The sequence below is a fragment of the Pseudomonas sp. DWP3-1-3b3 genome (genome assembly GCF_049896305.1).
In the GTDB taxonomy this organism is placed as follows: Bacteria; Pseudomonadota; Gammaproteobacteria; order Pseudomonadales; family Pseudomonadaceae; genus Aquipseudomonas; species Aquipseudomonas azotoformans_A.
Genome location: NZ_JAFCUA010000011.1, coordinates 116,780 through 139,975, shown reverse-complemented (window position 1 = coordinate 139,975; position 23,196 = coordinate 116,780). Strand labels below are relative to the sequence as shown.

Annotated in this window: 20 protein-coding genes; 2 read left to right on the top strand and 18 right to left on the bottom strand. The window is 62.9% G+C overall.

Features of this window, described 5'->3' with window-relative positions; genetic code table 11:
• Positions 1-11: 11 nt before the first annotated feature.
• Genes ACP7BX_RS26620 through ACP7BX_RS26565 form a run of 12 tightly spaced genes read right to left on the bottom strand, consistent with a single transcriptional unit; the run spans position 12 to position 15,381 of the window.
• Positions 12-1,067 carry an acyltransferase family protein gene (locus ACP7BX_RS26620; RefSeq protein WP_426127386.1) on the bottom strand — a complete coding sequence of 352 codons (1,056 nt, stop codon included), beginning with the start codon at positions 1,065-1,067 and terminating at the stop codon, positions 12-14.
• Between the two features lie 22 nt (positions 1,068-1,089).
• Positions 1,090-2,499 (bottom strand): murein biosynthesis integral membrane protein MurJ, encoded by a 1,410-nt coding sequence (gene murJ, locus ACP7BX_RS26615; RefSeq protein WP_314533731.1) that lies wholly within the window; start codon positions 2,497-2,499, stop codon positions 1,090-1,092.
• Entirely contained in the window at positions 2,499-3,926 is a 1,428-nt protein-coding gene (locus ACP7BX_RS26610) for an O-antigen ligase family protein (protein WP_269133437.1), read from the bottom strand. Before ACP7BX_RS26610 ends, murJ begins: the two co-directional genes overlap by 1 nt.
• Before the next feature lie 2 nt (positions 3,927-3,928).
• Positions 3,929-5,032 (bottom strand): glycosyltransferase family 4 protein, encoded by a 1,104-nt coding sequence (locus ACP7BX_RS26605; RefSeq protein ID WP_426127389.1) that lies wholly within the window; start codon positions 5,030-5,032, stop codon positions 3,929-3,931.
• Positions 5,023-6,240: a glycosyltransferase family 4 protein gene (locus ACP7BX_RS26600; protein ID WP_426127391.1), complete on the bottom strand. Its 1,218-nt coding sequence runs from the start codon at positions 6,238-6,240 to the stop codon at positions 5,023-5,025. Before ACP7BX_RS26600 ends, ACP7BX_RS26605 begins: the two co-directional genes overlap by 10 nt.
• 8 nt (positions 6,241-6,248) lie before the next feature.
• Positions 6,249-7,577 carry a GH39 family glycosyl hydrolase gene (locus ACP7BX_RS26595; protein ID WP_314533725.1) on the bottom strand — a complete coding sequence of 443 codons (1,329 nt, stop codon included), beginning with the start codon at positions 7,575-7,577 and terminating at the stop codon, positions 6,249-6,251.
• Complete coding sequence (locus tag ACP7BX_RS26590) at positions 7,567-8,757, bottom strand: glycosyltransferase (protein ID WP_426127393.1); 1,191 nt, start codon at positions 8,755-8,757, stop codon at positions 7,567-7,569. Before ACP7BX_RS26590 ends, ACP7BX_RS26595 begins: the two co-directional genes overlap by 11 nt.
• Entirely contained in the window at positions 8,757-10,748 is a 1,992-nt protein-coding gene (locus tag ACP7BX_RS26585; protein ID WP_269133441.1) for a GumC family protein, read from the bottom strand. The genes ACP7BX_RS26590 and ACP7BX_RS26585 overlap by 1 nt, the downstream gene beginning before the upstream one ends.
• Before the next feature lie 14 nt (positions 10,749-10,762).
• Positions 10,763-11,539, bottom strand: coding sequence for a polysaccharide biosynthesis/export family protein (locus ACP7BX_RS26580; protein ID WP_314533722.1), 777 nt, complete (start codon positions 11,537-11,539; stop codon positions 10,763-10,765).
• A 29-nt stretch (positions 11,540-11,568) separates the two neighbouring features.
• Positions 11,569-12,480: a glycosyltransferase family 2 protein gene (locus tag ACP7BX_RS26575; protein WP_426127396.1), complete on the bottom strand. Its 912-nt coding sequence runs from the start codon at positions 12,478-12,480 to the stop codon at positions 11,569-11,571.
• Between the two features lies 1 nt (position 12,481).
• Positions 12,482-13,942 (bottom strand): mannose-1-phosphate guanylyltransferase/mannose-6-phosphate isomerase, encoded by a 1,461-nt coding sequence (locus tag ACP7BX_RS26570; protein ID WP_426127398.1) that lies wholly within the window; start codon positions 13,940-13,942, stop codon positions 12,482-12,484.
• A complete protein-coding gene (locus ACP7BX_RS26565) occupies positions 13,942-15,381 on the bottom strand; it encodes an undecaprenyl-phosphate glucose phosphotransferase (RefSeq protein WP_314533717.1) in 1,440 nt (479 codons plus the stop codon). The genes ACP7BX_RS26570 and ACP7BX_RS26565 overlap by 1 nt, the downstream gene beginning before the upstream one ends.
• Positions 15,382-16,007: 626 nt before the next feature.
• Here ACP7BX_RS26565 and ACP7BX_RS26560 point away from each other — a divergent pair.
• Complete coding sequence (locus ACP7BX_RS26560) at positions 16,008-16,637, top strand: LysE family translocator (protein WP_061436027.1); 630 nt, start codon at positions 16,008-16,010, stop codon at positions 16,635-16,637.
• 85 nt (positions 16,638-16,722) lie between these two features.
• On the opposite strand, the gene inhA is transcribed toward ACP7BX_RS26560, so the two are convergent.
• On the bottom strand, positions 16,723-17,403 hold the full coding sequence (inhA, locus tag ACP7BX_RS26555) for an isonitrile hydratase (RefSeq protein WP_061436029.1): 681 nt from the start codon (positions 17,401-17,403) through the stop codon (positions 16,723-16,725).
• A gap of 91 nt (positions 17,404-17,494) precedes the next feature.
• Between inhA and ACP7BX_RS26550 the strand changes: the two genes are divergently transcribed.
• Positions 17,495-18,499 (top strand): GlxA family transcriptional regulator, encoded by a 1,005-nt coding sequence (locus ACP7BX_RS26550; protein WP_426127401.1) that lies wholly within the window; start codon positions 17,495-17,497, stop codon positions 18,497-18,499.
• Here the strand turns inward: ACP7BX_RS26550 and ACP7BX_RS26545 are convergent.
• The 5 genes from ACP7BX_RS26545 to ACP7BX_RS26525 form a co-directional block, all read right to left on the bottom strand.
• A complete protein-coding gene (locus ACP7BX_RS26545) occupies positions 18,433-19,347 on the bottom strand; it encodes an alpha/beta fold hydrolase (RefSeq protein ID WP_426127403.1) in 915 nt (304 codons plus the stop codon). The genes ACP7BX_RS26550 and ACP7BX_RS26545 overlap by 67 nt on opposite strands.
• Before the next feature lie 91 nt (positions 19,348-19,438).
• Complete coding sequence (locus ACP7BX_RS26540; RefSeq protein WP_426127405.1) at positions 19,439-19,990, bottom strand: GNAT family N-acetyltransferase; 552 nt, start codon at positions 19,988-19,990, stop codon at positions 19,439-19,441.
• The gene (locus ACP7BX_RS26535; RefSeq protein WP_426127407.1) at positions 19,987-20,460 is read right to left on the bottom strand and encodes an isochorismatase family protein; all 474 of its coding nucleotides are present in this window, start codon (positions 20,458-20,460) and stop codon (positions 19,987-19,989) included. The genes ACP7BX_RS26540 and ACP7BX_RS26535 overlap by 4 nt, the downstream gene beginning before the upstream one ends.
• A 48-nt stretch (positions 20,461-20,508) precedes the next feature.
• A complete protein-coding gene (locus ACP7BX_RS26530) occupies positions 20,509-22,332 on the bottom strand; it encodes a glycoside hydrolase family 15 protein (protein WP_426127409.1) in 1,824 nt (607 codons plus the stop codon).
• On the bottom strand, positions 22,325-23,125 hold the full coding sequence (locus ACP7BX_RS26525; protein WP_269133424.1) for an SDR family oxidoreductase: 801 nt from the start codon (positions 23,123-23,125) through the stop codon (positions 22,325-22,327). The genes ACP7BX_RS26530 and ACP7BX_RS26525 overlap by 8 nt, the downstream gene beginning before the upstream one ends.
• Positions 23,126-23,196: the final 71 nt, after the last annotated feature.

Here is a 23,196-nt window from a genome sequence, read left to right as displayed (position 1 = left end):
GAACGGCGCCCTCAAGGCGCCGTTTTTGCGACAGGCGCCTTGCGCACCGGAAACGGAAAGTAGAAAAAACGCAAAAACGCCACCCGCTTGATCACTTCCCCGATCAACAAAGGCACCACCACGGCCACCCCAAAACCCACGCAGGCCGCGACAAGCGCGTGCAGCCCCAGGCGCTCCAGCAGGTCAACGGTCTTATGCTGGATCTCGCCATGGAAGATCAGCAGGATCAAGGTGTTCTGGCCAATGTAGGTCATCGCCCGTGTGATGACGGTCGACACCATCAGCACCCGCGCCAGCGACCAGCACGCATACACGCCGAGCACCGCGAGCAGGCTGGTCCACAGCCAGTGGTCGTAGCGGCGCTGCGCCAAGTCCATGGTGGCGTGGCTGTAGAGGAACACGGCGGCGAACAACGCCACCGAGATCAGCAGCCCCAGCCACGATCCCTCATGTCGACGCAGCCAGTCGCGCAGCAGGTAGCCGCAGATGAAGTAGGTGCTGCTGATCAGGGTGATTTCCAGGCCGAAGGGCAGGCCGGGCAACGTCCAGGTCTGCCCGCCGACGCTCACCGGGATTTGCCAGAACCACGGCAGAACCCAGATGCCGATCAACAGTTGTACCGCCATCAGCAGGCAGCTCAGCGGCAGTGACAGCTTCAGGCGCTGGATCAGGCGCAGCATCACCCAACTGAACAGGATCGCCACCCAGAAGTGCGGCAGAAACCACAGCGCCTGCCAGGGAATGGTATCCACCGAGGCATACAGCACGCCGCCGATGTCCGGCAGCAGCGGTTGGCCGCGCAGTACGTCGCGTACGATCACGTACACCAGCATGGTGAAGAAAAACGGCTTGAGCAGGCCATCGGCCTTGCGCACGGCCATCTCCACAAACGGCTGCTCGGGCTTGAAGAACACGCCGGAGAGGAAAAAGAACAACGGCAAGATGAACGAGGCGATGATCGGGTACTGCAGCTCCAGCGAGTGCGCCACGAACCAACTGTGACCGTACACGATCATCAGGATGCCGATGCCCTTGGCAATGTCCATTTGAATCCAACGATGTTTCATCCGCCTATCCCCGATCGATCATTCATGCCTTGCGCCACGGCTTGAGCCACAGCCCCATGCCCAGCAACACCACGGCGCCGGCCAGGGTACTCAGCCCCAGTTGCAGCCACACGCCTTCAATCCGAAACAGCGCCAACGCCGCGACGCCCATCAGCACGGCACTGAGCAGCCAGCTCCGCGCCCAGGGCAGGGCGCCGAGCAAGGCCTGGCGTTGCATCAGCAGCAGCGCGGTGCAGATCACCCCGGCCAGCGCCGCCAACGGAATCCCCGCCAGGCCGAACACAAACGGCAGCACGCCGAGCAGCAATACGTTGACCAGGCTGCCGAGCAATTCGCAGCGCAGTGGCTGGCGCGTGTCCCCGGCCGCGTAGGCATACCGCGCGAGCAAAGCGTTCCAGGCGCCGAATACCAACGGCACGGCAAACCAGGCCAGCAGCAGCGGCAACGGCGAGTCCAGCGATTGCTTGGGCAGCAGCAACGCCACCAGGCTCGGGGCCGCCGCCACCAGGCCGACACCGGCGGGCAGGGTCAGTACGCTGGCGGTTTCCAGGCCGCGCTTGAGCAGGGCGAGGCGTTCATCGCCCTGGCGGCGGCTCATCATGCCCAGCAGCACTTGGTTGAGGCTCATCAGTGCAATCAGCGGCAGGTTCATCAGCTTGCGCGCCAGGTTGACCCAGGTCACTGCGCCTTCACCCAGCAGCGACGCCACCAGGCGCTCGATCAGGGCCAGGCCCTGGCTGGCGCCGTTGCTCAACAACAATGGACCGATGCGCTGGCCCAACTCCCGCAGTGGCGCCCACGAAAACTGCCAGCGCCACGGCCTCCAGCCCTGGTGCCACATCGATGGCAGCAGCGCCAACGGCATCAACAGGCTGCCGGCCAGGCAGGCCAGGGCCAGCGAGTGCGGTTGGGTCGCGGTGCCAGCGAGGGCCAGGTAAGTTACCGGCGGCAGGTTGAACAATAACGAACCCAGGCCGGCCAGCACAAAACGTTCGCTGGCCTGCAACGGGATGCTGAACAGCGCGTGCAGCATCAGCCCCGGCACGCACCAGGCGACGATCTGCAAGTTGCTGCTGGCGAGCGCCGTGGCACTCGCCGCCAAGCCCGGGCCGAGCAGTTGCACCAGCCACGGCGCCAACAGCGTCAGCAACAGGCTGGTGACCAGCGCGATCAGCAACAGCGCCGGGAACAACACGGCCAGCCAGCCCAGTCGCTCGTGGTCCTTGCGCGCCAGGTACAGCGGCAGCGCGGCCGCACTCAGCACGCCGCCGGCGAGTGACATGCGCAGCGCTTCCGGCAAAAACAGCGCAATCAGGAACGCATCACTGCGCTCGCCCGCGCCCCAGGCCGCCACCAGCAACCATTCGCGGGCAAAGCCCAGGCACAGGCCCAGCAGTGTCGCCAGTGTCAGCCAGACGGCGGAGCCCAGCATCAGGGCTTCGCGCCATCAAGCACGGGTTTGCGAAAGACCACCGGTTTCACCTGCGGCAGGCGTGCCGGAAACAGCCGCCGTGCCTCCAGCACGTTGATGCCGACCATCAGCCAGAACAGCGCGACCATCACCACGGCGAAGCTGAAGTAGTGGTCGAACAGGCCGCTGACCAGCGCCGAGAGAATCCCGGCCGTGGTGCCCAGCCACAGCGCATTGTCCTTGGTCAGACGGATCGGGCCGTTTTCCGGGCGGGCTTCACGCCACCAGCGCACGGTCACCGCGATGAAGAACAGCATGCCAACGATGCCGGTCTTGTAGATGTAGTTCAGCCACAGGTTGGAGATGCCCAGCAAGTGGGTGTCGGGCACCGGTGGATCGACCTTGAAGCCGATGCCGAACGGGTACGACGCCACCGCCTGCGGGAACATGCGGTATTCGTCGAAACGCACTTCGGTACTGGCATTGCTCGAAGAGAAGATCGTCGCTAAGCGTTCCTGCAACGGTGGGTAGGCCATCACCAGCACGACGGTCAACACCGCGCCGATCATCAGCAGACGCCCGGTGTAGGGCACCCGGCGCGTGGCCATCCACAGCAGCACCAGCGCCAGGCTGACCATCGCCCCCCGGCTACTCGCCAGCAGCAAGGCCGCCGCGCCCAAGCACGCTACGCCCAGGCCCAATGCACGTTTCCAGCCTTGTTCGGTCATGCCGAAACAGAAGGCCAGGGGCAGCAGCAGCGCCATGATCCCGCCGATGGCATTCGGGTGCATCCACGGCGAGCCCATGCGCGAAGCCATGGCCTCCAAGCCGAATTTGAGCATGTCGAAGTTGCCGTAGTTGAACAGCGCCAGCACCGGCGCGATGCCGGCCCCGGAGCGCGTGCGCACGAACACCGCGATCGACAGCACCAGCATCGCCAGGCTGCCCAGCAGCAGGGCGATCACCAGGGACTCGCGGTGCTTGTGGTCCACCAGCAGCTTGGCGCAGAGGAACACCCCCGACAAGTTCAGCAACCAACGCAGCCAGTTGGCCACGCCGCTGCTGTCGGCGTGGATGGTGACCTGGCCGACAATAAAGGGAAACACGCTGAACAGCATCAGCCACAACAGCATCTGGTCGGTCGGGCGCCGGGTGAGGCTCGGCGTATCCGGCAGGCGCACCAGGAAGCTGTTCCACAGCACGGCGCCCCAGGTCATCGCCAAAATGGCTTCGCTGACGGTACTGCGAATGCCCAGGTTGATCGTTGAATACGGCATGAACGTAGCGACCAGCGCGAACAGTAACAGGCCCCAGAATGGAAAGCGCAAGATAGTCACCGCCCCGGCCAGGCCGATCACGGCGAGGAACGCCTTGGCCGGCGACAACAACAGGGCAACGGCGCCAAACAACAGGCCGAAGAGGATGGCGACGAGGCTGGGCAGGGTCATTCTCACTTCAGTTCCTCGATCAATTCGGCCAGGCGTCGGCGATAGGCGTGATGGTTGAAGCGTTGCGCCCATTGCCGGTGTTGCTCGGGGGATGCTTCTTCAGTGCGTTCGCCGAGGCTGAGCATCAGTTGCGTCAACGCCGGGCCGTCGGTGGGCGAAAAACGCGGCGCCGAGGGCGGCGTGATTTCATCCAGCGAAGTGCCGCTGGCCACCGCCACCGGGGTGCCGACGCTCAAGGCTTCGATCACCGGCAGGCCGAAACCTTCGGCATAGGAAGGCTGCCACAGGCGCGAGGCCTGGCGGTACAGCGCGTGCAATTCGGCGTCCGACACGCCACTGAGTGCGCGTATCCCCGGCAGGGTACGCTGGGCCTCGGGCAAATGCTCAAGACTGCCCACCAGCACCAACTCCGGCACGGCGGAGGATTGCTGTCGCGCCTGCTGCCAGGCGTCGACCAGGAACGGCACGTTCTTGCGCAGCTCACGCGTGCCCACCAGCAACCAAAAGCGCTCGGGCAATTGGCGAGCGCTGAGGTCCGCCGCCAGGTCGGCAAAGCCATCGACCTGGTTGGGCAATACGCGAATCTTGCCGGCCGCCTTGGGAAACAACCGCGCGGTTTCATCGGCGCTGTATTGCGACGGCGTCCACACCCGGTCGGCGCTGTGCACCGCGTAGGCAATCGACAGGCGATCGCTGGTCTTGTAGATCAGCGCCTTCAGGCGGTTGGCGTGGTAGTTGTTCAGCGTGATCTGAAACAGGTCATGCAACAGCACCACCGTGCGCAGCCCCTTCGGCTTGGGCGGCAAAGGCAGGCCCATGTTGAAGGTGCTGATGTACAAATCGATCTGCTGTTCACGCAACGCACGCGGCAGAAAACCGGCCTCGAACCTCAGGCGATTCTGCGGCTGGTGCATCGCGGTCTTGGCGCAGCCCCAGGCCGGGCAATGGGCCTGCAAACGGGTTTCATCGCCCAGAGGCGCCACGGTAAACCGCTCAAGCTCGATGCCTGGCAGACCGTGCAGGGCGCTTTCCAGCGCGTACACCTGGCGGCTGATGCCCGATTGCGGCGAGGTGCCGACGGTGCGGTAATCCAGGCCTACACGCATGCGGGCTCCTTGTGAGTCAGGGGCGAAAGGCTGGCGTACACCTTTTCCAACTGGCTGGCGGCGACGCTCCAGTCATGGGCGCGGCGCACATAGGCCCGGCCGGCTTCGCCCATGGGCGCGGCGGCGTCGGGAAATTGCAGCAGGCGCACCACGGCATCGGCCAGGCTTGCGGCGGTTTGCCCGCCGAGGTAGTCCAGGCCTTCGACCAGGTCCAACCCCGACACGCCTTGTTCGGTACTTGCCAACGGCAAGCCGGCGGCCAACGCCTCCAGCACCTTGAGCTTGGAACCGCCGCCGTGACGCAACGGCGCCAGAAACACCGAACAGCTCGACTGCAATTTCAGCAGGTTGGGTACGAACCCCTGCCACTCGATGCGCGGATCCGGCCAACGCTCACGCCAACTGTCCGGCATGCCGAAGCCGCACACACTCATGCGCGCATCCGGGCAACGCGCCCAGACCTTGGGCAGGATTTCATCCAGGGCCCACTCGATGGCGTCCACGTTGGGCGCGTATTCGTAGTTGCCAAGGAACAGCACGCGGCGAGTCGACGGGTCGGGGCGCGCGGCTGCGAAGTGATCGCAATCCACGCCATTGACCACCACCGACACCGGTTTGCCGGCGATTGTTTCCAGGGTCTGAGCATCGCTGTCGGTCACCGCCACCACCTGCGTGGCCTGGCGCATCACCCTGCGTTCCCAGCGGGTATAGCGCCATTGATCGTAGCGAATGAACGGCAGCGCCCAGCCTGGCAGGCGGTCATACGTGGCCGCGCCGAGCGCGGACTCGACATTGTGTTCGGTCAGCACGAACGGCTGGGATTTACGCGCCAGCGCATCTTCATACGGTTGAAAGGTGTACGTGTGCTCGATCTGCACCACATCCCAGTGTTCGTTGAGCAGTTGGTTGAAGCGGTCCTGCAACGCACCCGACAAGCCATTCACGCTGGCCAGCAGCGGGTAGGGCGCGAACAGCCCGGCGATCAGGGTCTTCACGCTGCGCAACGGGCGGCGCGGCAGGATGATCAGTTGCTCGAGAAAGGCCTCCAGCACCTGGCGGTCGGTGAGCGACACCGGGTGTTTGTCATGCAGCAGCAAGGTGATCCGATGCCCACGTGCGGCCAGGCTGCGCAGCAGGTGGAACTGGCGCGTCTTGCCACCGCTGGTGGCGGGCCAGGGCGAGTAGGGCAGGATCCATAAAATGCGCATGGCAGGCCTCACTCCCATAACAGAATTTGCAGGTTCGACTTGACCGGAACGGTCAGGCCGTTGGCGCCGCTCACCGGGGTTTGTGTGCCGCGCAGCGGGTCGTACAGGGTGGCGCTGGCCAAGCCCGGCAAGTGCGCGTTGCCGCCCTGGGCCGACCAGAAGAACCACAGCTTGCGCCCGTCGGTACGGGTCCAGCCGATGCTGAACAGGCCGTCGGGCAATGCGTCGGCAGCTGGTGGATCGCCCGGCGTGAGCTTCGGCCCGCTGACATCGAGGAAGTTCTTCAGCGCGGTGTAGACCGGCTTGGGGTTGGTGTCGATGTCGAGCAAGCCATAGGAGCGGTCACGCACACTGGCGCGCTGGTCGAGGTCGCTCAAGGTGAACAGGAAAATCTTGTCGTAATCCATCGCGCTCATCAGCGCCAGGCGGCGCACCACGTAGTCGGCCTGTGCCTGTGGCGTGATGATGTCCTGAGCGTCTTTTGGGCCCTTGTAGGTCGACCAGCCCCACTCGGTGCTCCACAAGGTTTGCACGCCGCCGTTGCGCAGGGCCTGGTTGAGCTGGGTGGTCTTGGCGATGAAATCCAGGTTGGCCGGGTCGTTGCCTTCGGGCAATTGGGTGTAGGGGTGGTAGGAGATGATCGTGTTCAGACTGACCACGCCCAGCGCGCCCAAGGCGTCGAACATGGTCTGGCCGTTGGGCATTTCACTGAAGAACGCCATGCCGGCGGCGACCACCGGTTTGGTCGGGTTCACTGCGCGCAAGGCGTTGGTAGTGACGGTCAACAGGTTCGCGTAGCCGGCCGGGTCCGCCACCGGGCGCCAGAAGCCGATCAGGTTCGGTTCGTTCCAGACTTGCCAGGCCTCGACGCTGGGGTAGCGCTGGGAAAGCAACGCCATGCGGTTGGCGAACACGTTGGGGTCTTTTGGCGGGTACTGGTCCGGGTACAGCGACAGCGGTGGCGCGCTGGTGATAAAGCGTGCCGAACCCACCAGATAAAACACCGACTTGATCTGGTTCTGTTGCAGTTTGCCTACCAGTTCATCGAGGGTGGCGAGCTTGTATTGGTTCTGCGCGGTTTCCAGTTGATCCCAGTGCAAATCCAGGCGCACCCACTCCAGGCCCAGGGCCTTGAGGCGGTCAATCTGCTTCTGGTAACGCTCGGGGCTGAACCACAGGAACTGCGCATTCACCCCCAGGAAATCCTTCCACACCACCTCCTTGCTGCCCTTGAGCACATGGCTTTCGGCGTCCGCTTGCCGTCCCCATAAGAATGCGGTCAGGCCCAGGGCGGCAACCAGCGCAAAGGTGGCAAGGTAGGTGCGTTTACGCGCCATAAGGGGCTCCGCTGATGGCCTGCTCGAAGAGTTGTTTGAATTTCTGCGCGGTCAACGGCCACAGGCGTTCGCGACCGATTTCCCCGGCACGCTCTGCCCAATCCCGCGCCAGCACTGGCGTGCGCGCCAGGCGCAGCAGTTGTTCGCCCAGTGCGGGCACATCGCCTTCAGGGTAGATCGCGCCGTTGCCGCTGGCGACTTCCTCGGCAAACGCGCGCGCGTCGGAGGTGATCGCGCCACGCCCGCAGGCGGTGGCCCAGGACAACGCGCCACTGGTGCCGCGCTGGCGCCCGAGCAGGCCGAGTTTTTTCGATTCACGGTAGGGCAGCACCATCACATGGTGGGCCTGGATGGTCTGGGCGATCTCATCGGCCGGCAGGTTCAGGCGCCAGTCAATGGCGTCGGTCAGGCCCAGTGTCGCGATCTGCGCGTTCAACTGTTCCAGGTAATTGCCGCCCGCGCCAAACGCCATTTCGGCGGCCGTGCCGCCGGCCAGGGTCAGGCGCACGCGGTCGCGCAATTCGGGGGCTTGCTTGAACACATCCGCCAAGGCTTGCACCAGATCTTCGATGCCTTTGCCACGGTAGATAAAGCCGAAATACAGCAGCCGCAGGGTGTCCAGTGACGGTAGCGGCGCCGGCGCAATCGCCAGGTTGGCATGGTTGATCACCGCGACTTTGCCGGCCGGCAGTTGCATGCGCTGGGTCAAGCAGTCGGCGCCCAGGCGGGTGAGGGTCACCAGCCGGGTCAGCCCTTTGGCGACTTGGCGTTCTTCGCGCAGGGTCAGCGGGTCGGCCAGCACTACTGCCGCCTGGGGCAACGGGCTCGGCAAACGTTCCATCAGGTTCAAGGGAAAGGGCAGGTGTTCACGCCGCCACACGATGCGCTCCGGGTCATGCACGGTGGCGGTCAACGGCAGCTGCGGGTAGGCATTGCGCAGTTCACGCAAGGCCAGGAATTCCCCCAGCCGCCCGCCGCCCAACTCGGCGTGCACCAGGTCGACGGACTGCCAGTCGAACGCCGCGATGGCGTGCTGGATCGCCTCGGAATTGCCCGCCACCCCGGCCAACGGTGTCAGCACCGTCACGCAGAGTTGTTCCAGTGCCGTGCGGAAATGGTTCGCGTAGTCGGCGATCCCGTTCTTTTCCGGCGGCAAGGGCGCGAGCAGGGCGATACGCATCAGAACGCTCCCCGGTATTTGCCGATGGTGTGCAGCACTTTGCCCGGCACTTCGAACTTGCGGCGGTTGATGATGATGCCGTCCACCTTGCCAAACGCGGTGTTGAGGATCGACAGCGCGTGCTCCACCACCGGCACGGTACTTTTGCGCGCTTCCACCACCAGGCCGATCAGGTCGGCGCGGCGCAGGTTGACGAACGCCTCACGGTTGTCCAGCAGGGCCGAGGCGTCGAGCAGTACCACTTCACCCGGCGCGGCGGCTTCCAGCCCGCCGACCCGCACGTTGATGCCGTTCTCGTGCAGCAACTGGCGCAGTTGTTCGACCACAAAGGTCACCCCTTCGCCATGGCGCGCCGAGGTCAGGCCCAGGGTCAGGCCTTGCTCGGCAATGCGGTCGGGCTGCAGCAGGCTGTACAAGCGGTAGATGCTCGCATTGAACGCGTTGGTACTTTGCGCGGTGGAGGTGTCCAGCTCCGGCAGGGTGGTCCACAGGGGCAGGCCGAACTTGCGCTCCACCAGGCCACCGTCGTGAATGCGCTGGTCGAGCAAGTAGCACAGGTAGATCACCAGCAGGCCGACCACGATGGCAAACGGGATCGCCAACACCAGCATCACCAGGGTTTTCGGGAAGATGCGACCCGGGTTCAGGGTGGCTTCTTCGATCACCGCGATGTTGCTGATCTGGCTGTTGTCCAGCTCACGGTCGATGCGCGATTTTTCCAGGTTATCCACGTACAGCGCGTAGTTGCGCTCGGTGGTGTTCAGCTCGCGGGAGAGGCGGGCCAGCTCCGGTTCAATCTCCAGGGCCTCCTTGCGTTGGGCTTCCAGGTTCACCAGTTGTTTCTGCTGTTGAACCAGTTGGGTGCGCAGCGCCAGGTTGTTGCTGGTTTCATCCAGCAACACGCGCTGCAAGTGGATTTCCAGAGTGTTCGGCGCACGGTTTTCCGAGGCTTGCACGGTGCTGGCCTCGCTGTTGACCTGCACCTGCATCGCCCGAATCGACGCGTCCAGGGCTTTGACCGGCGGCGCGTTGTCGGTGTAGGTGCGCATCATGTCGGCCTTTTCCAGCAGCTTCTGGTTGAGCAGGCGACGCAAATCCTGCTGCTGCGGGTTCAGTGCGATCTGGCGGACCGTGGTGACTTCCTTGGGCTGGCCCTTGAGCTGGGTGCGCGTGCTCGCAATGGCACTGTCGGAGGACGCGATCAGCCGCGTGGTGTTGAAGGTCTCGCCGCGCAACACGTTGATGCGCTCGGACAAGTCTTCCAGGCGATCGGTGATACTCGCCGCCCCGATCTCGTTCAAGTGGGTGAGGATCTGTTCCTTGTAGCTCTTGATCTCGGTCGCGCTGTTGGCCACCTGGCCTTCATAAAAGGCATACAGGCTCTTGCGGCCCAAGGCCTCGGTGCGCTCGTTGATGTAGGTCTCGACCCAATCCTTGACCACCGCCTGGGCGATTTCCGGGTCGCTCCACTTGAACGTGATGTCCATCACCGTGGAACCGGCGGCGTGGCTCACCTCGAAGTTTTTCTCCAGGCCGGCGGCCAGGCGTTCGACCGGGGTGGTTTTCTCAACGATACCCACGGTTTCCATGACCACGCGCACGCCGTCGAACACTGCCCCCACGCCGCTCTTGACGTAGTACTTGGTGCGCTTCCAGAAGCCCTCCGGCGGCGGCGCGTTTTCGATCACTTCCAGGTAATGCTCGGCCACCGCACGCACGATGGGCCGGCCGGTGAGCAGGCGCTCTTCGTCGACAATCGGGTCACGCTGGGTGCTGGGCATTACCAGCGCCTGGCGGTTGCTGATCTCGATAGGCAAGGTCGAATCACGCCCCGGTTTCACCAACAGCCGCGCGGTGGATTCGTACTTGGCCGGCAGCAGGAACGCCCCCAGCAGGATGATCACCAGCGCGGCAATCGCCGCGAGTTTGAACTCGTGCCGGAAGATGAAGAACAAGCGCAGAAGATCACGAAAAGAACGGATCTCGATCATGGGATGTCGCTCCTTTAGTTATTGCCGCCGCTGGTTCGGGTGTAGTTGTAGCCCACCCCAATGGACTTGGTGAACGGGATCAGTTGGTTCATGTAGGTATCCACCCCTTGGATGCGCTCGCCCACGTTGGATTTGGGCACGAACACCACATCGCCGCGTTGCAGGCGCACGGGTTTGCGACCGTTGGGGCCGGTCTTGAGCAATTGGCTGAAGTCCAGGAAGTACGCGCGATACGCGCCCTGGGCGTCTTCGCGCAGCAGGGCGACCATGCTCGCGTTGCCCGCCGGGCTGACCCCGCCGGCACCGATGATGGCTTGTTCCAGGGTGTTGGCCGTGGCGATCTGCACCGCCGTCGGGTTGTTCACCGCGCCGCCGACGATGATCGAACCGCTCGGCGCCTGGTTGATGTTCACCGTCACGCGCGGTTCGCGGTAGATCGGCGCGAGCTTGCCGGTCAACTCCGTGGCCAGTTCCGAAGGCTGGCGACCGGCGACCTGCACCGGCCCCAGGAACGGGTAGTTGATCTTGCCGTCGGTCTGCACCGTGTACAGCGTCAGCTCATAAATGGTGCTGACGTTGAACGCCGACAATGTCGGCATTTCCCCGGCATCGCGCACGATACGCAACTGGTCGCCGATGCGGATGCGTTCCACCGCCGGCGGCAGTTGGGCAAGCTGCTCGAGGGCGCGCTTGCCTTCCTCGACGGTCTTGCCATCGGGCGGGACGATGCGTGCCGGCGTATTGCAGGCGGCCAGGGCCATCATGGCCACGACGAGCAGGGTTCGTTTCATCAAGGGGGACTTCCTGTAGGTCATGATGCTCACCTCCAATAACCGGGAAACATGCTGATGCGCCGCTTGAGGGCGAGGGGGAGGCGACGCTCCAGATGGCCCAGCCGGTAGCCGAGCAGTTTGAATGCACTGCGCACCAGCACTTCGGGGACGCGGTGCAAGACCCCGGCTTTGCGCAAGGCCGCGAGTTCGGCCAGCACATAGCGCTTGCCTTCGCCCCCCGCGTCGCCAAAGGCCTGTTTGATCCACGGTTCGCGGCCGTAGAACACGCCGATATCGAAGTAGCGGTGAAACTCATCCATGAGTTTGTAATCGTGGGAGTGATGCACCCGCGCCGTGGCGGCGTAGCGCACCTTGTAGCCTTCAAGCAGCATGCGCGCAGCGACAAAGGCGTCTTCGCTACCGATCACATCTGCTGGAAAACCGCCCACTGCTTCCAGCACGCTGCGCCGGTACACGGAAAACGAGTCGGAACTGAAGCAGGTCTTGATGCCCAACTCCGGCGCATCGGCCAGGCTCTTGCTGCGGCTCTGTTCCGGATAGTTAAAGTGCCGCGATTGCGCACCCAGCACACCGGCATCGGGGTGGGGCAGTTGGCGACCGTAGGCTACGCCGTTGAGCGGGTCCTGCTGCAATTCGGCGAGCAGGTTGGCGAAGGTCTCGGGGGTGGCGGGAATCGCGTCCTGGGTCATCACGATCAGTGCATCGCCGCCCACCTGTTGGCTGGCCCAGCGCCGGGTGCCGCCATGGTTGAAGTCGCGCGCGTCGATCACCTCGACCCGTGCGCCGAACTCGCGAAAGCGCGCCACGGTGTCATCGCTGGAGGCGCTGTCCACCACCAGCATTTCGTCAGGTTGCAGGGTTTGCATGCGCAGCGCCGGCAGCAGGCGTGCCAGGTGGCTGGAGGCGTTACGGGTCGGGATGATCAGAGACGTACGCATATCATTTTTTCACTTCAGCCGGGGCGCGCCCGTAGATGTCGTCGAAGCGCACGATGTCGTCCTCGCCCAGGTATTCGCCGCTCTGCACCTCGATCATCACCAGGTCGATGATGCCGGGGTTGGTCAGGCGGTGTTTGTGCCCGGCGGGGATGTAGGTGGACTCGTTGGCGTTGATCAGGAATTCGCGCTCGCCGTTGGTGATCTGCGCCGCACCGCTGACCACCACCCAGTGCTCGCTGCGGTGGTGGTGCATCTGCAACGACAGCGACGCCTGGGGCTTGACCACGATGCGCTTGATCTTGAAGCGGCTGCTTTCTTCCAGCACGGTGTAGGTGCCCCAAGGCCGGGTGACCGTGCGGTGCAGGCTGTACGCCGGATGGTTCTGGCGCTTGAGCTCGGCGACGATGTAGCGCACATCCTGGCTGCGCTGGGCGTCGGCGATCAGCAGGGCGTCCGGGGTGTCGACGATGATCAAGTCACGCACGCCCACGGCGCCGAGCACGCGCTTGGGCGAGTCGATGTAGCAGTTGTGCACGTCATGCAGAATCGCTTCGCCATTGACCTGGTTGCCATGGGCGTCGCTGGGGGTGAGCTGGCGCAGGGCTTCCCAGGAACCGATGTCACTCCAGCCGATGTCGCAGGGCACCACGGCGACTTGCTTGGACTTCTCCATCAGCGCCACGTCGATGGAAATATCCGGCGCGCTGCCAAAGGCCTCCGAGTCCAGTTCGCGCTGGTGCGAGGTCTTGTTCTGCAGACTCTGGCTGTGGTCCAGTGCGGCGCGGGCGGCTTCGAGCACATCGGGCGCATGGGCGGCGAGTTCGTCCACCAGCGTGCTGGCCTTGAAGCAGAACATGCCGGCGTTCCACAGGTGTTTGCCACCGTCGAGGTAGGCCTGGGCAGTGGCCAGGTCGGGTTTTTCGACGAAGCGTTTGACCCGGTTGCCCGTGCTCAACGGCTCGCCTTGCTCGATGTAGCCAAAGCCGGTTTCCGGATGATCCGGCTGGATGCCGAAGGTCACCAGGTAGCCAGCCTCGGCCAGGTCGCGGGCTTGTGTCACGGCTTCGGCGAACGCCACCTCGTTGAGGATCAAATGGTCGGCGGGCATCACCAGCAATTGCGCGTCGCCGCCGAAGTGTTCCTGCACGTGCAACGCCGCCACGGCAATTGCCGCCGCCGTGTTGCGGCCGAACGGCTCCAGCAGCAGATCCAGGGGCAGGTGGGCCTTATTGACCAGGCGATAGTCATCCAGGGTGCGGAACAGCAGGTCGCGGTTGGTCACCGTCAACACGCTTTCCACGCCGGGCAATTTGGCGGCGCGCTGGAAGGTTTTCTGCAGCAGGCTCTGGCCGTCGCGCATGCGCATGAACGGCTTGGGCATGTTCTGCCGGGACACCGGCCACAGCCGCGTGCCCGAACCACCGGAAATGATGCAGGGAATTAATCCGTTGAGGGTATTCATCAATAGACTTCCTTGGTGGAAAGGACGGCCGGGACCGTCATGAAGACGATGTACAAGTCAAACCACACCGACCACTTGGAGATGTACTCCAGGTCGTACTCGACACGTTTCTGGATCTTGAACAGGGTGTCGGTCTCGCCCCGGTAACCATTGATCTGCGCCCAGCCGGTGATACCCGGCTTGACCCGGTGCCGTGAGCTGTACTCGCTGACCGCCACTTCAAAGGGAATGCCGGCCGCCTTGGTCGCCGTGGCATGCGGGCGAGGGCCGACCATGGACATGTTGCCCAGCAGCACATTGAACAGTTGCGGCAGCTCGTCGATGCTGGTCTTGCGGATGATGCGGCCCACGCGGGTGATGCGCGGATCTTCGCGGGTGGTCTGGCGTTCGGCGGTGAAGTCGCTCTGGTCGGTGTACATCGAGCGGAACTTGAACACGCGGATTTCATTGTCGTTGTAGCCGTAGCGATTCTGGCGAAATAGCACCGGGCCCTTGGAGTCGAGCTTGATCGCAATCGCCGTCGCCAGCATCACCGGCGACAGCGCGACCAAGGCCAGGCTGGCGAGCAGCAAATCCTCACAGCGTTTGATCACCGGCGACCAGCCGCGCAGCGGCAGTTGCGAGGTGTTGAACATCAGGATGCCGCCCACGTCGGTGATTTTGCTGTGGCCGTAGCGCAGGGCGGCCATGTCCGGCACCAGCATCACATTCACCGACAACTGCCGCAGGCGATTGACCAAACCGTGGATGCGCTGCTCGGCGGCCCAGGGCAGGCAGATCATCACTTGATTGACCTGCTCTGCGCGGATCAGTTTTTCCAGGTCGCGGGTGTTGCCCAGCAACGGCAGGTTGCTCAGTTCCTTGGGAATGCGCTCGGTGCGGTCGTCGATGAAACCGATCAGGCCGGAACGGATATCCCCGTTGCGTTGCAAGTGATCAGCGACGTGCACGGCAGTGTCGGTAAAGCCCAGGATCACCGTGCGTTGCAGGTATTTGCCGGCCCGCATCAGCCGACGGTACAGGCGCAACATCACCAGGCGTTCAAGGCAGAACAGCGCCAGGCTGGCGACGTACCAGGTCACTAGGTTGCGCGGGGTCAACTGTGGGAAGAACTGCAGGATCTGGTACATGAACAGCAGGATGCAAAAGGCCGCCGTCCAGGCCTTGATCTTGGTTTTCAAGCGCAGCCGGTTGCTGAACAATTCTTCGGAATAGATGCCCAGAGCCTGGAACAGAATAATGGTCAGGACCGCGAAAAACACCAGCAGCCCCAGGAAATGGGCGCGCAGCTCAGGGTCCATCGGGTCCAGGAAGAGCACCAGGACCAGTGGGGGCAAAATGGCCGTCAGGCCATGGATCAACTTGACGAAAACAACAAAGAACTCAACAAAACCAGCGCGTGTTAGAAACAAACTGTCGACGGACGACTTCTCTCGCATAAAAACATCCCTCATTGCACTCCAGACTTCGCTGTTTGAGGGTGTGTTCAATAAAGCAGCAGGCTGCTTTAGAGCTCAGATCAAACCGGCTACTCTGGGTAATACGCAATTTTCCATTCCAAATGCAGCTATCCATTTGAAGGGATTTTGCGGGGGTAGTGACTAAAGGAGTGTTCCCTTACTGTATTCAGTCAATGAATTGACTATGGTGCGGAGGTGGCATGCTAGACAGGTTAATGAGTCTTTTTTTCGGCATTTTATTGACGTTCCTTGTCTGAACACTCGGTCATCAGCTGTGTTTTTGAGTGTAGGAACAAATGTGAGATTTTTCCTGCTTAATGGAAAAACCTTTTTCGAAACGAGGTGGGAAAGGGGGACAGACAGGGATTGGCAGGGCGCACTAAGTGCCCTGTCTGCGGGGCTTTCGTCTGCAGGGAAGTTGTCTGGAACAGTAACTATGAAATGATGCGGGGCACGGTAGAAGTTGCTCCGCGAGGCAGTGCCGGCAGTGTTGTAGTCGCGTGGCCATTCGCAGTTACCGCAGAGCATTGTATCCAGCACAATTTTTTGTCCGCCACAGGGACACCGACTAATCTGCAGGCTTTTTCCGGTGGATGGCTTTGAGCATGATCGACCTTGCGACCCTGGCGGTTTTTTCCGGTGCTGTGCTGTTATTGCTGCTATCGCCGGGGCCGAACATGGCCTTTGTGATCAGCCATGGCGTGACCCACGGCTGGCGTGGTGGGATGGCGTCGGCCTTGGGCATCGGCGTGGCTGACCTGCTGCTGACGGCCTTGACGGCTACCGGGGTGACGGCGTTGGTTGCCAGTTGGCCGCCATCCTTTGACCTGATCCGGTATGCCGGGGTGGTCTACTTGCTGTGGTTGGTGTTCAAGACGTTGCAGAAAAATGCTGGAGGCGACGCTGTGCATGTCAGTCGTGTGCCCTTGGGGCGGGTGTTTCTGCAAGCCATGCTCAACAGTTTGCTCAATCCCAAGGCTTTGCTGTTTTTTCTGGTGTTCTTGCCGCAGTTCGTACGGCCGGAGGCGGGGTCTATTGCGGTGCAGTTGATGGTGCTGGGGGGCGTGCTGACCTTGATTGCAGCGGTGTTTCATGTGCTGCTGGGGGTGTTTGGTGGAGCGCTCAGCCGGTTTTTTGCCAGGCGCTCGAAAGGTGCCTGGCTGCAGAAGTGGGGGTTGGCGACGGTGCTGACGGTGCTGGCGGTGCGTTTGGCGGTGATGTCTCGGCCATCCTGAGTACATATCCGTTACCCAAATAACGGATATGTCCCCGATCCGACCCAAGCATCGCTTTTGCAGTATCCACAGGTGCTATGCAGAATCACCCCAACCGAGCCGCAGCCCGCGCAACGATCTCCCCACGCACCCTGCGCGATTCCGCCGTGCGCTTGTTGGCTTCCTCCAACACATGCTTGGGCGCCGTGTCCGGACGCCCGGAATCGAACGGCGGTGCCGGCGCATATTCAATCTGCAACTGCACCAGTTGCGCCGCCGCTTCGCTGTACAACTCGCCCGCCAAAGTCAGGGCAAAGTCGATGCCAGCCGTAATGCCGCCACCGGTCAACAGGTTGCCGTCGCGCACCACGCGTTCTTGCACCGGGATCGCACCGAGCGGGGCGAGCAGGTCGTGATAGGCCCAGTGCGTCGTCGCCTTGCGCCCGCGCAACAAACCGGCGGCGCCGAGTACCAGTGAGCCGGTGCACACCGACGTCACATAGCGCGCGGTCTGGGCTTGCACCTTGAGGAAGTCCAACGTCAGCGGATCTTCCATCAGCGCCCCAACACCTGAGCCTCCGGGCACGCAAATCACATCCAGGCGCGGGCAGTCGGCATAGGTCATGGTCGGGGTGAACACCAGGCCGGTGCTGGAAGTGACCGGTTCCAGGTCTTTCCACACCAGGTGCAGCTGCACATCCGGCAGCGAACCCAACACGTCATAAGGACCGGTGAGGTCCAGTTGCTGGATGCCGGGGAACAACACAAAGCCAATCTGCAAGGTCATGAATAGCGCTCCGTCAAAAGGGGTGGACGGCTTCACTCTAGAGGCCTAGGCTTTGGCGAGTACGCCATTGAACCCACGAATCACGCCAATCATGCCCAGAATCGTCCACGTACTCGCTTTCGATAACGCCCAGGTGCTGGATGCCACCGGGCCGTTGCAGGTGTTCGCCTCCACCAATGACCTGGCGCGTCAACGCGGCCTGCCGTTGCCCTACGCCGTGTCGGTGATCGCCGCGCAAGCGGAGCCGGTGATGACGTCGGCTGGCTTGGCACTGCTGGCCGAACCGCTGCCCGCCGTCGATGCACCGTGCGATACGTTGGTGATTGCCGGTGGCTGGGGCGTTTACGGCGCCGCCGAAGACCCGGCGCTGGTGGAGTGGGTGCGCGAGAAAGCCAGGCATACCCGGCGCATGACCTCGGTGTGTACCGGCGCGTTTTTGCTGGCCGCCAGCGGCATGCTCGATGGCTGTCGCGTAGCCACCCACTGGACGCGTTGTGAAGAACTGGCGCGCAAATTCCCGGCATTGACGGTAGAGTCCAACCCGATCTTTATCCAGCAAGGCGCCGTCTGGACATCCGCCGGTGTCACTGCTGGCATCGACCTGTGCCTGGCGCTGGTGGAAGAAGACCTGGGCCGCGCCGTGGCCCTGGAAGTGGCGCGGCACCTGGTGGTGTTCCTCAAGCGTCCCGGCGGCCAGTCCCAATTCAGCGTGACCCTGTCCCTGCAAAAAGACGACAGCCGCTTCGCCGAACTCCACGCCTGGATCGCCGAACACCTCACCCTGGATTTGAGCATCTCGACCCTGGCCGCCCAAGCCGGCATGAGCGAACGCAGCTTTGTACGCCACTACCGCGCCGAAACCGGCCAGACCCCGGCACGCGCCGTCGAATTGATCCGCGTCGAAACCGCGCGCCGGCAGTTGGCTGACAGCCCAGTATCGATCAAACGCATCGCCGTGCAGTGTGGCTTTGGCAGCGAAGAGACCCTGCGTCGCAGCTTCCTGCGCGCCTTGTCGGTCACACCCCAGGCTTACCGCGAACGCTTTTCGCCCAGCAATTCCAGCAGTGCGTCGAGCGTGGCCTGCGGCGCTTCCTGAGGAATGTTGTGGCCCACGCCGGGCAGCACCTGGCGTCGGTAAAACCCGCTGAAATGCTCGACATCATCATCCACTTCAGGCGGCGGGCCCACGCCATCATCGGCACCGCACAGCGAAATGCTCGGTACCGAAATCGGCGGCTGCAACGCCAGCGCCTGCTCGATGGCTTCCAGCGCCGGGTCACCGGGGGCATACATGAAACGGTGGCGATAGGAGTGAATCACCACCTCGACAAAATCCGGGTTGTCGAACGACGGTGCCGTCTGGTCATACAGGCTCGGCCCCTCGGTCCAGGAGGGCGACCAAAGCGCCCACAGCAACTTGCACAGTTCGCCTCGGTTGGCGGTCAACCCGTCTACGCCGCGTTGGGTATGGAAGTAGAACTGGTACCACAAGCGATGCTCCGTCACAGGCGCCCGTGGCTTGAGGGATTTGGCAATGTCCTGGATGTTGTAGCCATCCCCTGTCACCAGCCCGCGCACCCGCTCGGGCCACAATGCTGCAACGATACACGCGGCTCGCCCACCCCAGTCGTAGCCGGCAAGGGTGGCCAGCGGGATCGCCAATGCATCCATGAAATCCAGCAGATCCTTGGCCAACGCCGCCTGCTGTCCGGAGCGCATCACCTGCTCATTGATAAAGCGCGTCGGGCCGTAACCGCGCAGGTACGGCACCAGTACCCTGTAGCCACGCTCGGCCAGTATCGGCGCAATCGCGTCATAGCCGCGCGGGTCATAGGGGAAACCATGCAGCAGGATCACCGGCTCACCGTCGAGGGGGCCGTGGGCTTCGTAAGCGATATCGAGCATGGACGTACGTACGTAGAGCAGCGGGGCGGTAATGGTCATGGTGAGCGCTCATCGGCTGGCCAGGGATGCTGGAACTCTAGCCGAAAGCCGTGACGGGTTGGGGGGGATTTGCGGCAGTGGGCTTACTTGTCTAGACCGATAGGTTCGACCATTCCCGCGCCAGTAGCCCAAGCACCTCAAGATCATGCCGCTGGCCGTTCCAGAATCCGGCTTCTCGCAGTTTTCCTTCGACTTTGAAGCCAAGACGCTCCAGCAACGCGCGGGAGGCGTGATTGTGTGGATGAACCAGCGCTTCGACACGGTCCAAGTGCATCTGCATGAAACCCCATTCCAGTGTGGCACGCAGGGCTTCGCTCATCAGGCCTTGCCCTCGGAAGTCGGGTGCAAGCTCGCAGGCCAGCGAGCAACTGTTCCATCCACGGTTCCACTTGAATAAGCCACAACTGCCGATCAGTCTGCCCTCGAACTCCAGCCCCCAGCGAGTGCCCGGGTTAGGCTGGGTACGCCATTGGGTAAAGGTCTCGATCAGGGCTTGTGCCTGGCTGATTTCGGTCATCGGGTCAGCGCCGAACCAGCGCATGCTGTCGGTATCGCGGTAGATGGCGAACAGCGCCTGGGCATCTTGAGCCACTAATTCCCGCAACTGCAGGCGTGGCGTGCGCAGGGTAGGGAAGGGCTTCATAAGGTGGCAGCGACCTGGTCCCGATCAACCACTTGCCCAAAATGATGCCGCCACAGATCCACCCCCAATTGCCCCGACCGATCCAGCGACGAACCCACCGTCAGGTCGCTGATCAAGGTGGGCTGCAACCCCGCGTCAAACAGCGCAAATCCGGCCGCCAGCACGCAGGTGTCGGTCTGGATACCACACACCAGCACGCGTTGCGGCGCGAGGCTTTTGAGGTAGGCGACGGTCTCGGGTGTTGGCGCATAGCCGTGTTTGATACAGATGCGATCGGCGGCCACCAGGCTCTGGTCGTTCGGCGCCGGTTGCCAGCCGAGTTGCCGGGCGAAGGGCGTGACGCTCTCGTCGTGGCGCTCCACGGTGGCGACTGACGGCATGCGCCCCAGCAGGGCATTGATGCCGTCCACCAGCCACGCGGGCGGGTTGAAGGAGGGTTGCACATCGATGATCAGCAGTACCTGGCGCATGGCGTTCCTGTCCGTGGTCGAGGGGCTGCTCATTGTGCACAGACCACTTCAGGGTTGCCAGGTGGTTTTCTCCCCGCTGAGTTTACGGTCCAGGAACGTCGCCGCGCTGATCAACGCCAGGTGGCTCAAGGCCTGGGGCGTGTTACCCAAGTGGCGGGCCTGGTTGTCGAACTCTTCGGCGTACAAACCCAGGGGGTTGGCATAGCGCAGCAGTTGCTCGAATTCCAGGTGGGCCTTTTCCACTTGCCCGGCGCGGGCCAGGCATTCGACGTACCAGAACGAGCAGGCCGCAAATGCGCCTTCGGTGCCTTGCAGGCCATCGATCTGGCTGTCGTCGTTGCGGTAGCGGTAGACCATGCCGTCGCGCACCAGGCTTTTCTGGATGGCTTCCAGGGTCGAGAGCCAGCGCGGGTCGGTGGCCGCGACAAACCTTACCAACGGCATCAATAGCATCGAACCGTCGAGCGCGGTGCTGCCGATATGCTGCACGAAATGCCCGCGCTCTTCGTTCCAGAAGTTGCTCCAGATGTCGGCGTAGATCGCTTGGCGAGTCTGGTCCCAGCGTGCAAACGGCGCCGGCAGTGAACGTTTGGAAGCCAAACGGATGGCGCGATCCAGCGCTACCCAACACATCAGTCGTGAGTGCAGGAAGTGATGCTGCTCGCCGCGCATCTCCCAGATGCCCACGTCTTTGGTGTTCCAGATTTCACAGACTTGATCAGCCACCTCCACGGTGTGTTTCCAGCCTTCATGGGAAATGGCCTCGCCGTACTTATTGACCAGGTACACCGCATCCATCAGCTCGCCATAGATGTCCAGCTGGATCTGGTCGAAGGCTTCGTTGCCGATACGTACCGGCTTGGCGCCGCCATGGCCGCTGAAGTGTTCCAACTCGGCTTCCGGCAGTTCCTGGCGCCCGTCGATGCCGTAGAGAATATTGATCTTGGTCGGCTGGCCACAGCAGTCACTCACGCGGCCTTTGAGCCAGCGCATATAGGCGTTGGCTTCCTCGACAAACCCCAGGCGCATGAAGGCGTAGACGGTGAAGGATGCGTCGCGGATCCAGGTGTAGCGGTAGTCCCAGTTGCGTTCGCCGCCGGGGGTTTCCGGCAGGCCGAAGGTGGCGGCGGCGATGATCGCGCCGTGTTTGCGCGACGTCAGAAGCTTAAGCGCCAGGGCCGAGCGGTTGACCATTTCGCGCCAGCGCCCTCGGTAGTTCGATTGCGCGATCCAGCCGCGCCAGAACTTCAAGGTGTGGGCCAGCGCCAGGTCGGTGCAACTGCTGTCCACCCGTTCATCCTCCAGGCCGCCGAGGACGAATTCTGCACCTTCTTCCTGGCCGAGGGTAAAGCTGGCCACGGCGGCACCGTCTTTGATCTGCAGTGGATGGCTGCTGGACAAGCGCAGGCCGGGCTGGCCTTCGGCGCTGAAACACACCGTGCCGTTGTCACGGGTGGCCTGGGTGGGCGTGCGCGCATAGTCATGGCGCACCGCACAGCGCAGATGAAGGTCGGCCTTGCCGCTGACCACCCGCACCCGGCGGATCAACAGCGGCAAGTCGTCGATCTCTTCGCTGATGGCCAACAGGTCGGTGATCTCTACCACGGCCTCGTCGCTGAGCCAGCGGGTTTGCAGCACGTTGGTGTCGGGCAGGTAGATCTGTTCGCGGCGCGCGTTGGGCAGGTCCGGGGTGAGTTGGAAAATGCCGGCGTCGGGGCTGTCCAGCAGCGAGCAGAAGATAGAGGGGCTGTCGAATTCCGGCCAGCAGAAGAAGTCGATACTGCCTTTGTCGTTCACCAATGCCGCACTGCGCATGTCGCCAATGATGCCGTGGGCATCGATGGCGCTTTGTGGTTCGTTCAGATCAACCATTGCCACGGAACTCCGGATACAGGCTCATGCCGCCGTCAATAAAGAGTGTGCTGCCGACCACATAATCGGACGCATCGCTGGCCAGCCACACCACCGCGTTGGCGACGTCTTCCACGTCGCCGATCCGCCCGTAGGGAATCAACTTGAGCAGCTCTTGTGCTGCCGCGCCTTCGGTGGCGGCTCGGTTGATCGCGGTGCGAATCGCCCCGGGCGCAATGCCGTTGATGCGGATGCGTTGCTCACTGACTTCCTGGGCGAGGGTGCGCATCAACATCTCCACGCCACCCTTGGACGCTGCGTAGTTCACGTGCCCGGCCCAGGGGATCAGTTGGTGCACCGAACTCATGTGGATGATTTTGCCCGCCGCCCGCGACACGCCTTCGCGCACGCCCTGGCGGTTGAAGATGCGCACCGCCGCGCGGGCACACAGGAATTGGCCGGTGAGGTTGACGCCGATCACCGCATTCCAGTCATCCAGGCTCATGTCCACCAGGTTGGCGTCCTTCTGCATCCCGGAGTTGGCCACCAGGATGTCCAAGTGGCCGAAGGCATCCAGGGTCTGGGCAAAAAGCCGTTCTACCTCTTCTTCTTTAGCCACGTTGGCGCCGATGGCAATCGCCCGGCCACCCTCGGCTCTGATCTGTTCTGCCAGTGCCTCGGCTGGCGCGGCCTGGCTGTTGTAATTCAGCACCACCGCCGCTCCGGCTTGCGCCATAGCCTTGGCCGCGCCGGCACCGATTCCGGAACTGGCGCCGGTCACCAGCGCCACTTGTTGCTCCAACGAGATACGCATTGCTCACCGACCTTAAATTCGCGAGTTCAAGTAGCTGACTGATCGTGCGCAAGGGAAGTTCACCCGTGTGA